Below are 13,742 nucleotides of genomic sequence, written 5' to 3'. Positions count from 1 at the left end.
CCCGATACCTGTCGATCACCCGGAATCCACCGATCAAGAGGAAGGCCATGGCCAACGAACACTCGCCGGCCCGTAACGGAGCCGAGTTGTTTATCCGGGCGCTGGAAAATGAAGGCGTTGAATACATTTTCGCGGTGCCCGGCGAGGAAAATCTCGCCTTCCTTGAGGCCCTGAGAACCTCCAGCATCAAGCTGGTACTCAACCGACATGAACAGGCCGCCGGTTTCATGGCCGCTACCTATGGGCGCCTGACCGGCAGGGTAGGTGTCTGCTTGTCCACACTCGGGCCCGGCGCCACCAACTTCGTCACCGCAGCCGCCTATGCCCAGCTGGGCGGTATGCCCATGATGATGATCTCGGGCCAGAAACCCATCAAATCCTCCAAGCAGGGGCTATTCCAGATTCTGGATGTGGTGGACCTGATGCGTCCGCTCACCAAGTACACCCGGCAGATCACCAATGCCAACACCATTCCCGCCAAGGTGCGGGAAGCTTTTCGTCTTGCTTCGGAAGAACGTCCCGGTGCGGTACACCTGGAGTTGCCGGAAGACATCGCAGATGAAGTCCCTGAATCCGACACCCATATCTTCAAGCCCAGTGATGCCCGCCGCCCCTCAGCCAGCCCGAAAAGTCTGGAGATGGCCTGCGAAATGCTGCGCGAGGCCCGGCACCCGCTTATCATGATCGGCGCCGGCGCCAACCGGAAACGGGTCTCACAGGCGCTGCTGCATCTGGTGAACATCACCGGCATCCCTTTCTTCACCACCCAGATGGGCAAGGGCGTGGTGGATGAACGGCACCCCCGTTACCTGGGTAACGCGGCCCTCTCGGCCGGCGACTTTGTGCACTGCGCAATCGACCGCGCCGATCTGGTGATCAACGTCGGGCACGATGTCGTGGAAAAACCGCCCTTCTTCATGACCCCCGGCGGCAAGAAGGTCATCCATGTGAACTTCAGTGCTGCCGATGTCGACCCGGTTTATTTCCCCCAGCACGAAGTGGTGGGAGATATCGCCAACAGCGTGGAATACATGGCCGAAAACTGTGGCCAATGCGCCAACCACGATTTCACTCGCCTGATGGAAGTTAAGGAGGCGGTGGACGCCCACCTGCAGGAACGGGCCGAGGACGACCGCTTCCCCGTGATTCCCCAGCGCATTGTCCACGATGTCCGGAAGGTGATGCCCGAGGACGGGATCATCACGCTGGACAACGGCATGTACAAACTCTGGTTTGCCCGCAATTACCCGGCCTACGACAACAACACCGTGCTGCTCGACAACGCTCTGGCTTCCATGGGGGCTGGCCTGCCAAGCGGCATGATGGCCTCCATGCTGTATCCGAATCTGAAAGTGATGGCGGTGTGTGGCGACGGCGGGTTCATGATGAACAGCCAGGAGCTGGAAACCGCGGTACGTCTGAACCTCAACCTGGTGGTGTTGATTATCAACGACAGCGCCTACGGCATGATCAAGTGGAAGCAGGGGCAGGAGGGGTATACCGATTTCGGGCTGGACTATCGCAATCCGGATTTCGTCACCTATGCCGAGTCCTATGGTGCCAAAGGCCATCGCATAACCCGCACGCAGGATTTGCGGCCAACCCTGGAAAATGCCCTGGCAGAAGGCGGTGTCCATCTGGTGGAGGTGCCGGTGGATTACAGTGAAAACCGGCGGGTGTTTGACGAGGAACTGGCGGAACTGACCTGCAGGTTGTAAGGGGTGTATCATGCTCTGCGGATATTGAACCCGAGGTAGCACAGCAATGATCCTTCTCCTTACCCGTGGCCTGATCGCCGTTTTTGCACTCACTATTCTCGCAGGTTGCAGTAAACCCGAGACGCCCCAGGAAGTGGCGGCGGCGTTCTGGCAGGCCATGGCCGAGAATGACGCTGGCGACGTTATGGAATACTCCACCCTGTCGGGCACCGCCGCGTTCGACGGTTATAAGCGGAGCTGGACCGATGCCGTGCCCTCGTTCGGGCGGGTCATCATCGAAGATCGGGAAGCCACCATCGTGACCCGCCTGCCCGCCGAGGCGGGTACTGAGGGCGAACGGCTGGAGTTGGTGACCTACCTCGTGCGCCTCCAGGAGCAATGGCTGGTGGATTACGATCGCACCGGAGAGGCCATCCTCAATCCCTCACCGTTCAACAGCATCATGGGTGAGCTCAGCCGGCTTGGCGAGGAGCTCAGTGCCCGTTTCTCCTCATCTTCTGATGAGTTTGAGCAGCAAATGGAGCAGTTGGCTCGCGACCTGGAAGCCTATTCTGACGAAATGGGCCGGCAGGCAGAAAGCGCCATGGATGAATTCGGTCAGAAACTGCAGGAAGCCATGCGGGAACTTGAGCGGTCGGTGGAGGAAGCCCTGAAAGACAGCGAGCCGACACCGGAGGATGACCGGATGATCCTGGAGCAGGCTGCCCGGGACCTGGATCGCCAGGCCGATGAATTGGACGACCCGACCATGGAATCCCTCGCCAACGCCAGTCGCACCGTGGCGGAAACCGGCGAACGCTTCACCCGCCTGAGTGAGGATACCCAGGAACGTTATCAGGATGAGTGGCAGAGAAAGTTGGCTGAGATGCGCGCCGATGCTGAGGAATTCATCCAGCAGCTCAGGCCCTAGCGGGCCTGTTCGGCGCCTCTGAGCATGGCCTGAAGCAGCTCTTCCGCATCGAACTTCGTCAGGGCTTCGTTGGCACCAACCTGATTGGCGTAGCTCAGGCTCATTTCGCTGTTCAATGATGTATGCAGAATGATGTAGGGCTGCTTCAGTGCTGAATTGTCCCGCACATTGAACGCCAGCTCGTACCCGTCCAGCCCTGGCATCTCGATATCGCTGACCAGAATATCCGTGGGCCGGCCCAGTTCGTGATCGCGCAGCAGGATCTGCAGGGCGTCATCGCCATTGGACGTTACCTGGTAGGGGATATCCTTGCTGTCCAGCACATCTGAGAGCTGTTTCCGGGCCACCTGGGAATCGTCCACCATGAGTATGTTCAGCGCTTTGAGGGTCTCACTCTGCACATCTGTGAGAACCACCTCCTGGGTATCCAGGGATTCCGGGTAAACCTTGGCCAGCAGCAATTCCACGTCCAGCAGCTGGATGATATCGCCATCCACGTCCAGCAGGCCGGTGATAAAGGCCTTGTTGCCCAGGGCTTTGGGCGGCGGCATCACTTGCTTCCAGTCGGTTTCGATAATCTGCTGAACGCTGCGCACCAGAAAGCCAATTTCCTGGCGCTGGATGTCCGTGATAATAATCGAGGCCTTTTCCTGTTCCTCCCTGCCGAGCGGTGGGTAGCCCACGGCCGCAGCCATATCAATCACCGGAACGGCGGATCCCCGGAAGGTGGCCGTACCGATGACCGCATGATGGCTATGGGGCAGTTTGGTCAGCCGCATGAAAGGCAGGATTTCCCGGATCTTCAGGGTACCGATCCCGAACAGACGTTCGCCGGAAAGCCGGAATAGCAGAAGTTTCTGGGTCTGCTTCGCTTTGCTGGACATAAAACCGGATCCTTTCAACTGCAAAAGCCCCTGAGGCAGGAGCTTTTCAAGAAATGGGTTCAGCAGGCTGAATAACGGGCATTTTGAAGCCCGCAAGCCAAGGGTATGTAGCAATAGTAGCAGCTTTACCGTAAATCGGGATTCAGAAGGATTGTTTCAAATGGTGACAGACCCTCTCATTGCAGGAGTGTCACCAGGGAAGGTTGTTCCAAACGAACCAGGCAGTGCCACCGGTCGCCAGGATCGCCACCAGGGCGAGCAGGCCATCCCGCGCCACAATAGCCAGGCCAAAGGCCATCAGGGCAATGCCGGCACCGTTGGCGCTAAATGGAATTACCTCCATCAGTGGCATGGCAGCGGCAACGGCCATACAAATGATGGCGATAACGTACTGGCCCGGCCCTCGAACCAGCCAGAGCAGCCGCTGTTTCGTCCAGCGATCCATAAAGCGGGCTGGCCTGGCCATCCAGTCCAGGCCCCTGGCAAGCTTTTCTCTTTCAATGTTCCGGCGGGCCAGCTTCGACGGAATCCAGATTGAATGTCGCTGGAACACCAGTTGTCCCAGCGTGAGCAGCACCATCAGCCCTAGCAGGGTGGGTACCCCGGGGATGTCACCGATCAGCGGCGCCAGGGTGATCACGCCAGCAATCAGAACCAGCGGGCCGAATGAGCGCTCACCGACGGCTTCCAGTATATCGGCCACAGACACCTGAACCTGTCCGGCGGTATTCGAGCGGAGGCGTTCCAGAAGCTCTGTGAGGCTGGCTGGGTCGTCTGGCTGGTTCATGGGGTTGGTGAGGGCTCCGTTACCGTGTGCTCCAGACACTACCCTGATTTGATGCTGATTGCATGACCACAGGATGACGGAAGCGTTAGTCCTGGACCAGTCTTGTCGACGGTTTTGAGAGAGGGCCTCATTGGTCTATAGTGAAGCTAACTTTCTTTGTTGGCGGCACCAAAGATGTATCAAGGCAAGAGTAACGGAGTTCCGTTCTCACGGTTTTTGCCCTCGCCCTCGTTCGGACCGTTCAAGCGTCAATTTGCTTTGGTCCTAGTTTCTGTTCTCTGTTTTTCAGCTTCAAGCTATGCCGACTGCGACATTTCCTTGCGCTGGGATGATGATCCTCCCTATTTCATGGTCCAGGAGGGCGAGGTCGTTGGCATTGATGCCGACCTGGTTCGTGAAGCCATGGAGCGGCTGGGGTGCGGTCTTTCACTGAAAAAGCTGCCATGGGCGAGAGCGCTTCTGGAGCTGCGTGACGGGCGCGTGGATATGCTCTCCGGTGCCTACCGGACGCCCGAAAGAGAGCAATATGCCTATTACTCCAACGTGGCGGGCCTGGTATCCCCCAATATCCTGTTTATCCGGCGGTCGGATGAGGCCGGGTTCGACCCGGTCGGATTGAGAGAGTTGCTGAAATCGGACTTCCGGCTCGGCGCCCAGATCAACGTGTCCTACAGCGACGAATACAGTGCCCTTGTCCAGAATCCGGACTACGAAAAAAACATACAGTATGTTTCCCGCCGGGAGTCGCTCTGGAAAATGCTGGCCCGCAACCGGGTGGATGGTGTGGTCGCCAGCAGGCTAACTGGCCTGTACGAAATTCAGAAGTTGGGACTAAATGGCAGGATTACGCCCAGCTCACTGGTCGTGTCCAATAAACCCGCGTTCTTCGTTTTCTCCAAAGCATCGGTCAGTTCCGACTTTGTGGCGGATTTTGATCGTGTGCTGCAGGAAATGCTGGATGACGGGACGTTTGCGGCGATTGTGAATCGGTATGTCTGCGTTTCCGGGGATTCTTGGCTGGCTGAGGCGCAGGCGGATACGGGCGCATGCCCGTTGGCGATACGTTGACGTTCGGCCAGGTCCTCCAGAACGCATAACGAAAAAAAGCCCCTGAAATCAGGGGCTTTTCTCTGGGAGTTTGGTGGAGACGGCGGGAATTGAACCCGACGCTATACGCGCTCGAAGCAACACAGTAAACCACTATTCTCGTCAATTCAGTCGCTTCTGAAAATAGCGTTTCACTGTGAACCACATCAAACCACCACCCCGTGGACACTTTGTTGACACCTTTCTAACGGTATAGGAACCTCTGATCGTCTGATTATTTGGTGAAAAAGGATTTCGATGTCCATAATTAGCGAAATTAATTCGTTTATAGATCTTGTCGCGAGGGTTAAATCATGGATAACTGAGCGTCGGTCCAAAAGCCAGCCCTCAACTCCGGCTGGGCGTTTTATAAAGCTTTTCGAAGCTCACGGTATCCACCGAAACCAGATTCCACGATATTTTCCAGAGGCTTTATCGCTTGCTGTAGTTCAAAGCGATGAAAAGCTTTCTGAGGTGCTTGATCAGAGGCTAATCGACAGCGCTTCACAGCTTTTCGGAGTTAATCCTGAGTGGATCGAGTGTGCAAGTTCTCAGGTCTATCAGACGCGAGACTTCTATAAGTATCCCCTTGAGTTTCTTGATTACGTGGACACCATTCTTTCGAAAGGTTCGCGGTTGAAGGGCGTTGTTTTCACAGCTGACGGCGATAGCCTCTCTCATGAGCAAGACACGTTTATACTGCTAATTGAAAGCTTTGAAACACATGAGGGTCTTTCTCTAGAGCGATACCATATTTTGGATGGTTGGCATTTTGATTATGGGAAGTCGCGTGCGTATCTCTCGCTTTGCGTAACCGCGGCTTGGAACAGAAAGGCGTACATCCAGGGCAGAACCGTAAGTCAGGAATTTATAGAAAAATATTCTGGTGGTTGCACTCTTCTACAGTCGGAAGTCACTGAGTCGTGGCTTGGTAAGCGTTGGTTTCCTGAGGACCTTGGCTTGGACCCAGCCATACTAATCAAGAATCTTCCAACGATACAGGACAAAGAGACTGCGTTGCGGGTCGTCATAAATCAAAGGGCGAAAGACACCAGGTTGTTGCCTGTCGAGTTTAGCATTTTTGATCGAGTTACCACTTTCCAAGAAGCATTGGATTCATTGACAGAAAAGGAATAGGAACATATTTGTATTGAGTCCCTTTATTCTGCTAATTTCTTTCGAAATTCTATTTTGCGATAACTGATGCCGAGGTGAAATATGCAAGTTTTAGAAGATAAGTGTTCAGGCTGTTTATCAGTTATTCATGAGCTTCCCATAAAAGACTATCTCGACCTGGCCATTCACGTCTACAAAAACCAGGGGGGGTTAGAGGGCCAAAGAGCGAAGCTAAAAACTAAAACCGCGATACGCATTCGCGAACGGATGGTTCAGGATATCGGCAAGGGAGCAATCCTGCCGCCTTTAGTTATTGGTGCTGTCGTTAATGATAAAGATTTTCTGGATTTATCCAATCAATCTAATCAGGAAGATATAATTTCAATACTTCTCGGGCTTGATTCAGATTGTTTGTCCATAATAGACGGAATGCAAAGAACAACAGCCATCTTAGAGGCTCGGAAGGAGCATTATATTGATGAAAACCCGGTTAGGCTTGAGATTTGGATTTCGAAAACGATTAATAGTTTGGTTTACAGGATGCTTGTTCTGAATACAGGTCAAGTGCCATGGGAAATGCGGAGGCAGCTGGAAACTGTTTATAAGCCAATTCTCCATGAAATAAAAGAAAAAGCCAGCCGAGTAAAGCCTATAGGTGTCGATGATGGTGAGCGAAGGAAAAGCTTTGGAGAGTATCAGGCAGATAAGATCATAGAGTCTTTCCTGATATTCTCTTCTCGGAAGGTTCACATTGATTTGAAAGAGCGTGTTGCCGAAGACTTTGCAAGAATGCATGCAACTGAAGCTACGGCCAACGAAAGATTTATAGATCACTTTGCCATAGTCTTGAATTTAATGGCGGAGTTTGATAAGCAATTTTCTCGTTGTGAAGATTCTGTCGGTGGTGAGGGAAAATTTAAGATTGGAAAAGACGTTTTTAGCAGTACGACAACTGGTTATGGTTTCGTTGCAGCTGCGTCAGTTTATATTTATGGTCCGCCGGGCTTTGAATACGATAAAGAGAAGGTCGAGAATAAATTTGAAGAATATGTGCAAAGGATGACAGCGTTGGTTGAGTCAATGAATCTTCAAACCGCTAGTCAGTTGCGTGAGTATTTAGACTTAATTACTTTGAGCGAAAGGACTAGCAGAAGAAGCGGTAAGGTTGGTGAGTTTGAGCGTGAATTCTTTTTCAGTGCTTTCAAGACAATGATCGAGTATGCAGATGAGCTGGAATCGCTTACACCATGCTGGATGGCTCACTGATGCCAAGCATGATTGAATATGCTCAGTATTGCATAAATAAAGTTTTTGATGGGATACTGACCGAAAGTGAATTAAAAAAGGTTCGAATTGATAAAGGGGATCGAAAAACGTTCGATAGAGAGCGTGATTGTTTCCAATCATTTCGATTAGAGGAGCAAGAATTTGCGTTACCCCATATTAAATGGGGAGCTTGTAGAGCTAAGATCCCTGAAACAGAGGGGCAAGATGCAACGAGTTTTTTAGTTTTTACAGGGTTAAGGTTTTCCGAGTCGGAGTACAAAGAGCTAAGCTCCTATGGTATCGAACCTGTTGTATTAAATACTGGATTAGCGCTGAGAGTTATTAAAGAATTTAAAGTTCCTATCTCTTCTCACGTTACTCTTCTTGAAATAGAGGAGAATCTTAGTAGTCAGCATCTTGACGAGGGTTATACTGGTCATGATTTTCAGGAGTTAATTGATTGCTTTGACGAGATAACAGTTCTTAAGATATCCGAGAACAGTGCAGTTTTGAGGCATTCTAAGTCCGCACAAGCTTACTTTGCTTTGTCATTCTCTAATGCTTTAGTTCGTCTGCCATTCGATGAGCTTCTGGTTTCTTTCAAGAATCTTATTATTGATATCCCGTACTTGCCTCCAGATAGTATATTCAAGTCTTTCACATCATCTCATTGGAAGCATTCTTATTTGGAGCTGTACCGGTGCATTGAGGCTATTTACTTGCTCCCAAAGGCAAAGCAGTTGAAAGCTGAGCTTCAAGCTGATGGTAGTGTTCTAGATTTCGCTGAGAAGGTGGAGTACCACCTAGGATGGCGCCCACGGGAGATTGATTCCTTAAAAAGTCTGATTTCTGTGGTTCCAAATGAGACGTTGGAGCACGCTGTAAGCGAAGGTTTTATAGATGAACCTGAGCAGAGTGAACAAGAAAGAAGTCACAAGTTGATCGAAAAGATTAGCTTACGCGTTTACGAGCTTAGAAACGGTCTGGTCCATTACCGTATTAGGAGGCAAAACCTAACTGATGAGACTGAATTGTGGCGCATGTCCGTGAATTACTTAATGATGATGCTACGAGATATTTACATGCACTTTTCGCAAGACTTGGACGAATAAAGTATAGACAGCCAATTATTGGCTGTTTAACCAGCGCCTGAAACCGCCACCATACATTACGACGGCCAGCCCTTTTGTTTTTGTCGTTCCCCTCGTCGGTCTCCATACCAGGAACTGGCGATTCGTGCCGCCACGCTGAAACCTATCCTGTTTTCAGGCTGTTTTCTTTCCGTGCTTTCTCCATTTCCGGGCTGATCTGGCCGGCTTCCGGAGTCTGGGAGGATCTGTGCACCTACTACCGACGCCGCGAGATCTATCAGAACGAGTTGTTCCAGCTCGTCCTGGATGGACTAATCACGCGACGACTACTGACAAAGGTGGCTCCATGATCAGGAAGTTCCCATCGGGACGATGGCAGGTCGATATCGAGCCTGGTGGTCGAGGGCAGAGGCGCATCAGGAAAAACGCTCGGTACCCATTTCATAAGGATTATACAAAGCAATTAGGTATCATCTTGAGCAATACGGCAACTTTGGCACTTCATCTATTTCTGCTTTTCGGCGAGCTGTTCAGCGTTCCGGTATTCGGCTTCCCAAAGGGCAATGTGCGCACATTTTAAGGCATACCTTTGCCAGTCGCTTTGTCATGAATGGTGGCAATATTTTTGTCCTTCAAAAAATTCTAGGCCACTCTTCCATAAACATGACAATGCGCTACTCTCATTTATCAAAAACCCATCTTGAATAAACACTCATTGTGGGTGAAAGCTTTGCTTTATGAGCGATTTTGTGTCTTCCGGGGCGGTTTCTTCTATGAAAGAGATAATTTCACTTTTCACGCTAGGGCCGTACTTCGTTATTTCCTCATAGGGATAGTAGTAAGAGATGTCTAGATTTCTCTCCTCTATTTCTTGAACGATTGCGTGATGGCATTTTGATACTATTGCATAATTTAAAACGTTTCTAGATTTTGCGCTCCTCAGTTCCTGGATGGAACTCGAAATTCTAGTGAGCACTGCTTTTTCTTGATCGATAAATCGGTCTAGAGTGTTACTAACTGAGTTTGATAATTTCTTGTTATTTTCATTTATTTCGATAATTGAGTTTCTGCTATAAAAGGATGCAAACTCACATATTTTTCTATGTAAGTTCAGGTATCTTAAGCATAGAGTCTTTGAGTAATCGTACTTGTTCAAATCAACAATGGGAAGGTTGATGGAGTGCTCTCCAATTATTTCTTTTGTAGAAGCTTTTAAATTTTCAGATAATTCTTCGATGACTCTATGGGTTAGCGGTGCTTTCTTCGCTATAGTCAGGAATTCCGTAATTAGTTCTATTGAGTTCTTCACGTTTGAAACTACGTTATCAGAAACGCTGTAGTCTCCGTCAGTGCTATTGGGAAAAATAATAGCGTGGATCTGATTAGTAGGTGCTTTTACTCGGAACTTCTCGCGAACATCAGCTATCCCAATAGCATTGTCAAACTCCTCTAGGTGTTTGAAGTGATTCGTGAAAATATTTTGCTCTCTTTGCTGTTTGATTTGGGTTGATGCCTGAAGGGAGCGGAGGTGCGATGCTGCAATTGCTCCAAGGGGAAAAGAGAGGCCGGCAATTTGCGTATTCCAGACCAAGGTTGCCACTGATTCCAGACGAAGCCTGCCACCCATTCCACGCGAAAGCTGCCACTGATTCCACGGCAAAGCTGCCACCCTGGCAGGCTGCCTGATTTCCCCATCAAAACGTCCGGCGCGGGATAACTAACGGTACTCTGCTCCTTTTCATCCGGAGAGGGCCAGATGCCAGCGATGAGGTTATCCATGCGTAAAATCAAAGAAGTCCTTCGCCTCAAGTGGGAGCGAGGGCTGAGTAACCGGCAGGTTGCCGCAGCCTGCGGCATCAGTCGCCCCACTGTGAGCGAGTATCTGCGGCGTGCTGCTGAGGCGGAGCTTGGCTGGCCGCTGCCAGAGGATCTGAGTGAAGCCCAGCTGGAGCAACGGCTGTTCCCGCCACCACCGGATCTGCCGGCACAGGCCCGAGGCATTCCGGATTGGAAGCGAATCCACGATGAACTCCGGGGCAAGAACGTCACCCTGTTCCTGCTCTGGCAGGAGTACCGGGAAGCCAATCCGGATGGCTACCAGTACAGCTGGTTCTGCGAGCACTACCGGGCCTGGCAGGGCAAGCTGGATCTGGTGATGCGTCAGGACCACCGAGCCGGTGAAAAGCTGTTCGTGGACTATGCTGGGCACACGGTGCCCGTCATTGATCGCACCACCGGTGAGATCCATGAGGCGCAAGTCTTTGTGGCGGTGATGGGTGCGTCCAATTACACCTACGCCGAGGCCACCTGGAGCCAGACCCTGCCGGACTGGATCGGCTCTCACATCCGAGCCTTCGAGTTCCTGGGCGGCGTGCCGGAACTGGTGGTTCCGGATAACCTCCGTTCCGGCGTCAGCAAGGCCCATCGCTACGAGCCGGATCTCAATCCGACCTATCAGGATATGGCTAGCCATTATGGCGTGGCCGTTGTCCCCACACGGGTTCGCAAGCCCCGTGACAAGGCCAAGGTGGAAGGTGGCGTATTGATCGTTGAGCGCTGGATCCTGGCGGCCCTGCGCCATCGTCAGCACTTCTCCCTGGGGCAGCTCAACGCCACCATCCGTGAGCTGTTGGAGAAGCTCAATAGCCGCCCCTTCCGCAAGTTGCCCGGGTGCCGGCTTGATCACTTCAAACAGCTGGACCAGCCGGTTCTACAACCGCTACCCGCCGAGCCGTATGTCTACGCCGAGTGGAAAAAAGCCCGGGTACACATCGACTACCACGTGGCCATCGATGGGCACTACTACTCGGTGCCCTACACCCTGATCAAGAAAGAGGTGGAGGTCCGGATCACCCACAACACCATCGAATGCTTCCACCGGGGCAACCGGATCGCCAGCCACCGGCGTTCGGATCAGAAGGGTCGGCATAGCACCATCGCCGCTCACATGCCGGAGTCCCATCGCCAAGCCGGCGAGTGGACCCCAGAGCGACTGACCGCCTGGGCAGCCAAGACTGGACCGGCAACTGAAAAGCTTATCCGTACCGCGCTGGGGGCAAGAAAGCATCCGCAACAGGCCTATCGGTCCTGTCTGGGCATTCTCCGGCTGGGCCAGAGCTACGGCGAGGCACGATTAGAACGTGCCTGCCAACGCGCCCTGATGCTGGGCAGTTGCCGATACAAGAGCATCGAATCCATCCTCAAGCACCGCCTGGATGAGCAGCCCCTGGAAGAGCAACAAGAACTGGCCTTACCCGACACACACGACAACATCCGTGGCCCCGCCTACTACCACTGAAGGAACCTGACATGCTGAAACATCCCACGCTGGATAAGCTCCACGCCCTCAAACTGACCGGCATGGCCGCCGCCCTGGCGGATCAATCGGCCACCCCCGACATTACCGACCTGAGCTTCGAGGAGCGCCTTGGCCTGCTGGTCGACCGGGAAATGACGGAACGGGACAACCGACGCATGAGCAGCCGCCTGCGCCGGGCCAAGCTGCGACACGCCGCCATCCTCGAAGACATTGATTACCGGAACTCACGGGGCCTGGATAAAGGGCTTGTCCAGAGTCTGGCCAGCTGCCAGTGGGTGAAGGAACACCTGAACGTGCTCATCACCGGCCCGACTGGCGTCGGGAAAACCTGGTTGGCCTGTGCTCTGGCACACAAGGCCTGCCGGGAGGGTTACACCGCCCAGTACGTCCGCCTGACCCGGCTGCTACGAGAGCTGACCATCGCCAAGGGCGATGGCCAATACTCAAAGCTCCTGACCAGCCTGGCCAAGGTCGACGTGCTGATCCTGGATGACTGGGGGCTGATGAAGCTGAGCGCGGAGAACCGGCGGGACTTGCTGGAGGTGCTGGAAGACCGACATGGCCGGCGCTCCACCATCGCCACTAGCCAATTACCCATCGAGGAATGGCACGGCATCATCGGTGACGCCACTCTGGCAGATGCCATCCTGGACCGGCTCGTACACAACGCCTACAAGATCAATCTGCGGGGCGAATCCATGCGAAAACAGCAGGCAAAGTTGACGGGCACTGAGACTTCGGAGTAAGAAGAGAAACCCCGCGTCGCTACGCTCCGATGGGTGGCAGCCTTGCTCCGGTCCGGGTGGCAGGCTTCACGTGGAATGGGTGGCAACCTTCAGCGGTTTACGCAGGCAATTAATGCTGTGAGCTTCTCATGCTGCCAGAGGTAGACAAGTTGCTCGTAAATTCCGGTCTGTTCTTTAACAAGCGTAAGTAGATCGTAAGAGGTCACTAAATAAGCGGCCGCCCCTATTGGAATAATCACCGCTAGTCTGAAAAGCCAGTTTTCCAATAGGGTGAGATCTGGTGCGAATCCACCCCTGAGAAATTTGAAGAAGCGAACCATTGGGTTTATGGAAGGCATGCCAGTGAGAGATCCTTTTCGTTGACGCTCCGTTGACACCTTGAGCGCTTTCGTCAGGAAAGCGCAAAAAAAAGCCCCTGAAATCAGGGGCTTTCTCTTGGGTGTTTGGTGGAGACGGCGGGAATTGAACCCGCGTCCGCCAGTACTCAGCCTTGAGGTCTACATGTTTAGCGTCTCTCTATTGATTTAAGTTCAAGCGACCCGAGAGCCAGGGTGCAAGAACCGAGTTCTTTAAATCTTAGCCGTTAACCAGTGAACTCTGGGTAACGGAGCATCCCGTAAGCGATGACGTCCTGAGATGTTGCTTCCGGGCTACGGGCGACCCGGTCAGGACGACTAGCAGCTTACGCTGCTAGTGCGTAGTTTTCGTCGTTTGCGACTATTGCGTTGCAGCTTTGGATTAACGAGATTGGCTGCCATCTCGACATGCACTCAAGGGTTCGCCACCGGCGTCGAAGCCATGTCGTCCCCTTATGATCAG

12 protein-coding genes, 1 other RNA gene and 1 pseudogene are annotated in these 13,742 nt (G+C 52.7%); 9 read left to right on the top strand and 5 right to left on the bottom strand.

Annotated elements, in window-relative coordinates; all coding sequences use genetic code 11:
• The first annotated feature begins 47 nt into the window (after window positions 1-47).
• Window positions 48-1,718: an acetolactate synthase large subunit gene (locus SIC15_RS17325; protein WP_412536544.1), complete on the top strand. Its 1,671-nt coding sequence runs from the start codon at window positions 48-50 to the stop codon at window positions 1,716-1,718.
• A gap of 46 nt (window positions 1,719-1,764) precedes the next feature.
• Window positions 1,765-2,628 carry a hypothetical protein gene (locus SIC15_RS17320; protein WP_412536543.1) on the top strand — a complete coding sequence of 288 codons (864 nt, stop codon included), beginning with the start codon at window positions 1,765-1,767 and terminating at the stop codon, window positions 2,626-2,628.
• Here SIC15_RS17320 and SIC15_RS17315 read toward each other — a convergent pair.
• The gene (locus tag SIC15_RS17315) at window positions 2,625-3,512 is read right to left on the bottom strand and encodes a chemotaxis protein (protein WP_069181932.1); all 888 of its coding nucleotides are present in this window, start codon (window positions 3,510-3,512) and stop codon (window positions 2,625-2,627) included. The two genes, SIC15_RS17320 and SIC15_RS17315, sit on opposite strands and share 4 nt — an antisense overlap.
• Window positions 3,513-3,702: 190 nt before the next feature.
• A complete protein-coding gene (locus SIC15_RS17310; RefSeq protein ID WP_069181931.1) occupies window positions 3,703-4,299 on the bottom strand; it encodes an exopolysaccharide biosynthesis protein in 597 nt (198 codons plus the stop codon).
• Window positions 4,300-4,617: 318 nt separating this feature from the next.
• On the opposite strand from SIC15_RS17310, the gene SIC15_RS17305 reads away from it, so the two are divergent.
• The 5 genes and pseudogenes from SIC15_RS17305 to SIC15_RS17285 all read left to right on the top strand — a co-directional run.
• Window positions 4,618-5,367 (top strand): substrate-binding periplasmic protein, encoded by a 750-nt coding sequence (locus tag SIC15_RS17305; RefSeq protein WP_412536542.1) that lies wholly within the window; start codon window positions 4,618-4,620, stop codon window positions 5,365-5,367.
• Window positions 5,368-5,643: 276 nt separating this feature from the next.
• Window positions 5,644-6,522, top strand: coding sequence for a hypothetical protein (locus SIC15_RS17300; RefSeq protein ID WP_412536541.1), 879 nt, complete (start codon window positions 5,644-5,646; stop codon window positions 6,520-6,522).
• A gap of 81 nt (window positions 6,523-6,603) precedes the next feature.
• The gene (locus SIC15_RS17295) at window positions 6,604-7,767 is read left to right on the top strand and encodes a hypothetical protein (protein WP_412536540.1); all 1,164 of its coding nucleotides are present in this window, start codon (window positions 6,604-6,606) and stop codon (window positions 7,765-7,767) included.
• Window positions 7,767-8,879, top strand: coding sequence for a hypothetical protein (locus tag SIC15_RS17290; RefSeq protein WP_412536539.1), 1,113 nt, complete (start codon window positions 7,767-7,769; stop codon window positions 8,877-8,879). Before SIC15_RS17295 ends, SIC15_RS17290 begins: the two co-directional genes overlap by 1 nt.
• 399 nt (window positions 8,880-9,278) lie before the next feature.
• Window positions 9,279-9,566 (top strand): annotated as a pseudogene (locus tag SIC15_RS17285) (tyrosine-type recombinase/integrase); the annotation flags it as partial.
• Between the two features lie 4 nt (window positions 9,567-9,570).
• On the opposite strand, the gene SIC15_RS17280 reads toward SIC15_RS17285, so the two are convergent.
• Entirely contained in the window at window positions 9,571-10,518 is a 948-nt protein-coding gene (locus SIC15_RS17280) for a hypothetical protein (RefSeq protein ID WP_412536538.1), read from the bottom strand.
• 96 nt (window positions 10,519-10,614) lie between these two features.
• Between SIC15_RS17280 and istA the strand changes: the two genes are divergently transcribed.
• Together istA and istB are read left to right on the top strand one after the other, a co-directional pair.
• A complete protein-coding gene (gene istA / locus SIC15_RS17275; RefSeq protein WP_053114397.1) occupies window positions 10,615-12,156 on the top strand; it encodes an IS21-like element ISSpu5 family transposase in 1,542 nt (513 codons plus the stop codon).
• An 11-nt stretch (window positions 12,157-12,167) separates the two neighbouring features.
• Entirely contained in the window at window positions 12,168-12,923 is a 756-nt protein-coding gene (istB, locus tag SIC15_RS17270; protein ID WP_008170042.1) for an IS21-like element ISSpu5 family helper ATPase IstB, read from the top strand.
• An 89-nt stretch (window positions 12,924-13,012) separates the two neighbouring features.
• On the opposite strand, the gene SIC15_RS17265 is transcribed toward istB, so the two are convergent.
• Window positions 13,013-13,261, bottom strand: coding sequence for a hypothetical protein (locus SIC15_RS17265; protein ID WP_412536537.1), 249 nt, complete (start codon window positions 13,259-13,261; stop codon window positions 13,013-13,015).
• A gap of 106 nt (window positions 13,262-13,367) precedes the next feature.
• Window positions 13,368-13,732, bottom strand: a transfer-messenger RNA (tmRNA) gene (gene ssrA / locus SIC15_RS17260).
• Window positions 13,733-13,742 lie beyond the last annotated feature (10 nt).

Source organism: Marinobacter sp. MIT932201, from assembly GCF_047123295.1.
Lineage (GTDB): Bacteria > Pseudomonadota > Gammaproteobacteria > Pseudomonadales > Oleiphilaceae > Marinobacter > Marinobacter salsuginis.
The sequence above is the reverse complement of the archived record's forward strand: the minus strand, read 5'-3'. Positions and strand labels throughout refer to the sequence as shown.

Coding starts and splice junctions, on each gene's coding strand:
- SIC15_RS17265 (WP_412536537.1), bottom strand. CDS start 13,261: ATGCCTTCCATAAACCCAATGGTTCGCTTCTTCAAATTTCTCAGGGGT.
- SIC15_RS17290 (WP_412536539.1), top strand. CDS start 7,767: ATGCCAAGCATGATTGAATATGCTCAGTATTGCATAAATAAAGTTTTT.
- istA (WP_053114397.1), top strand. CDS start 10,615: ATGCCAGCGATGAGGTTATCCATGCGTAAAATCAAAGAAGTCCTTCGC.
- SIC15_RS17315 (WP_069181932.1), bottom strand. CDS start 3,512: ATGTCCAGCAAAGCGAAGCAGACCCAGAAACTTCTGCTATTCCGGCTT.
- SIC15_RS17300 (WP_412536541.1), top strand. CDS start 5,644: ATGTCCATAATTAGCGAAATTAATTCGTTTATAGATCTTGTCGCGAGG.
- SIC15_RS17310 (WP_069181931.1), bottom strand. CDS start 4,299: ATGAACCAGCCAGACGACCCAGCCAGCCTCACAGAGCTTCTGGAACGC.
- istB (WP_008170042.1), top strand. CDS start 12,168: ATGCTGAAACATCCCACGCTGGATAAGCTCCACGCCCTCAAACTGACC.
- SIC15_RS17325 (WP_412536544.1), top strand. CDS start 48: ATGGCCAACGAACACTCGCCGGCCCGTAACGGAGCCGAGTTGTTTATC.
- SIC15_RS17295 (WP_412536540.1), top strand. CDS start 6,604: ATGCAAGTTTTAGAAGATAAGTGTTCAGGCTGTTTATCAGTTATTCAT.
- SIC15_RS17320 (WP_412536543.1), top strand. CDS start 1,765: ATGATCCTTCTCCTTACCCGTGGCCTGATCGCCGTTTTTGCACTCACT.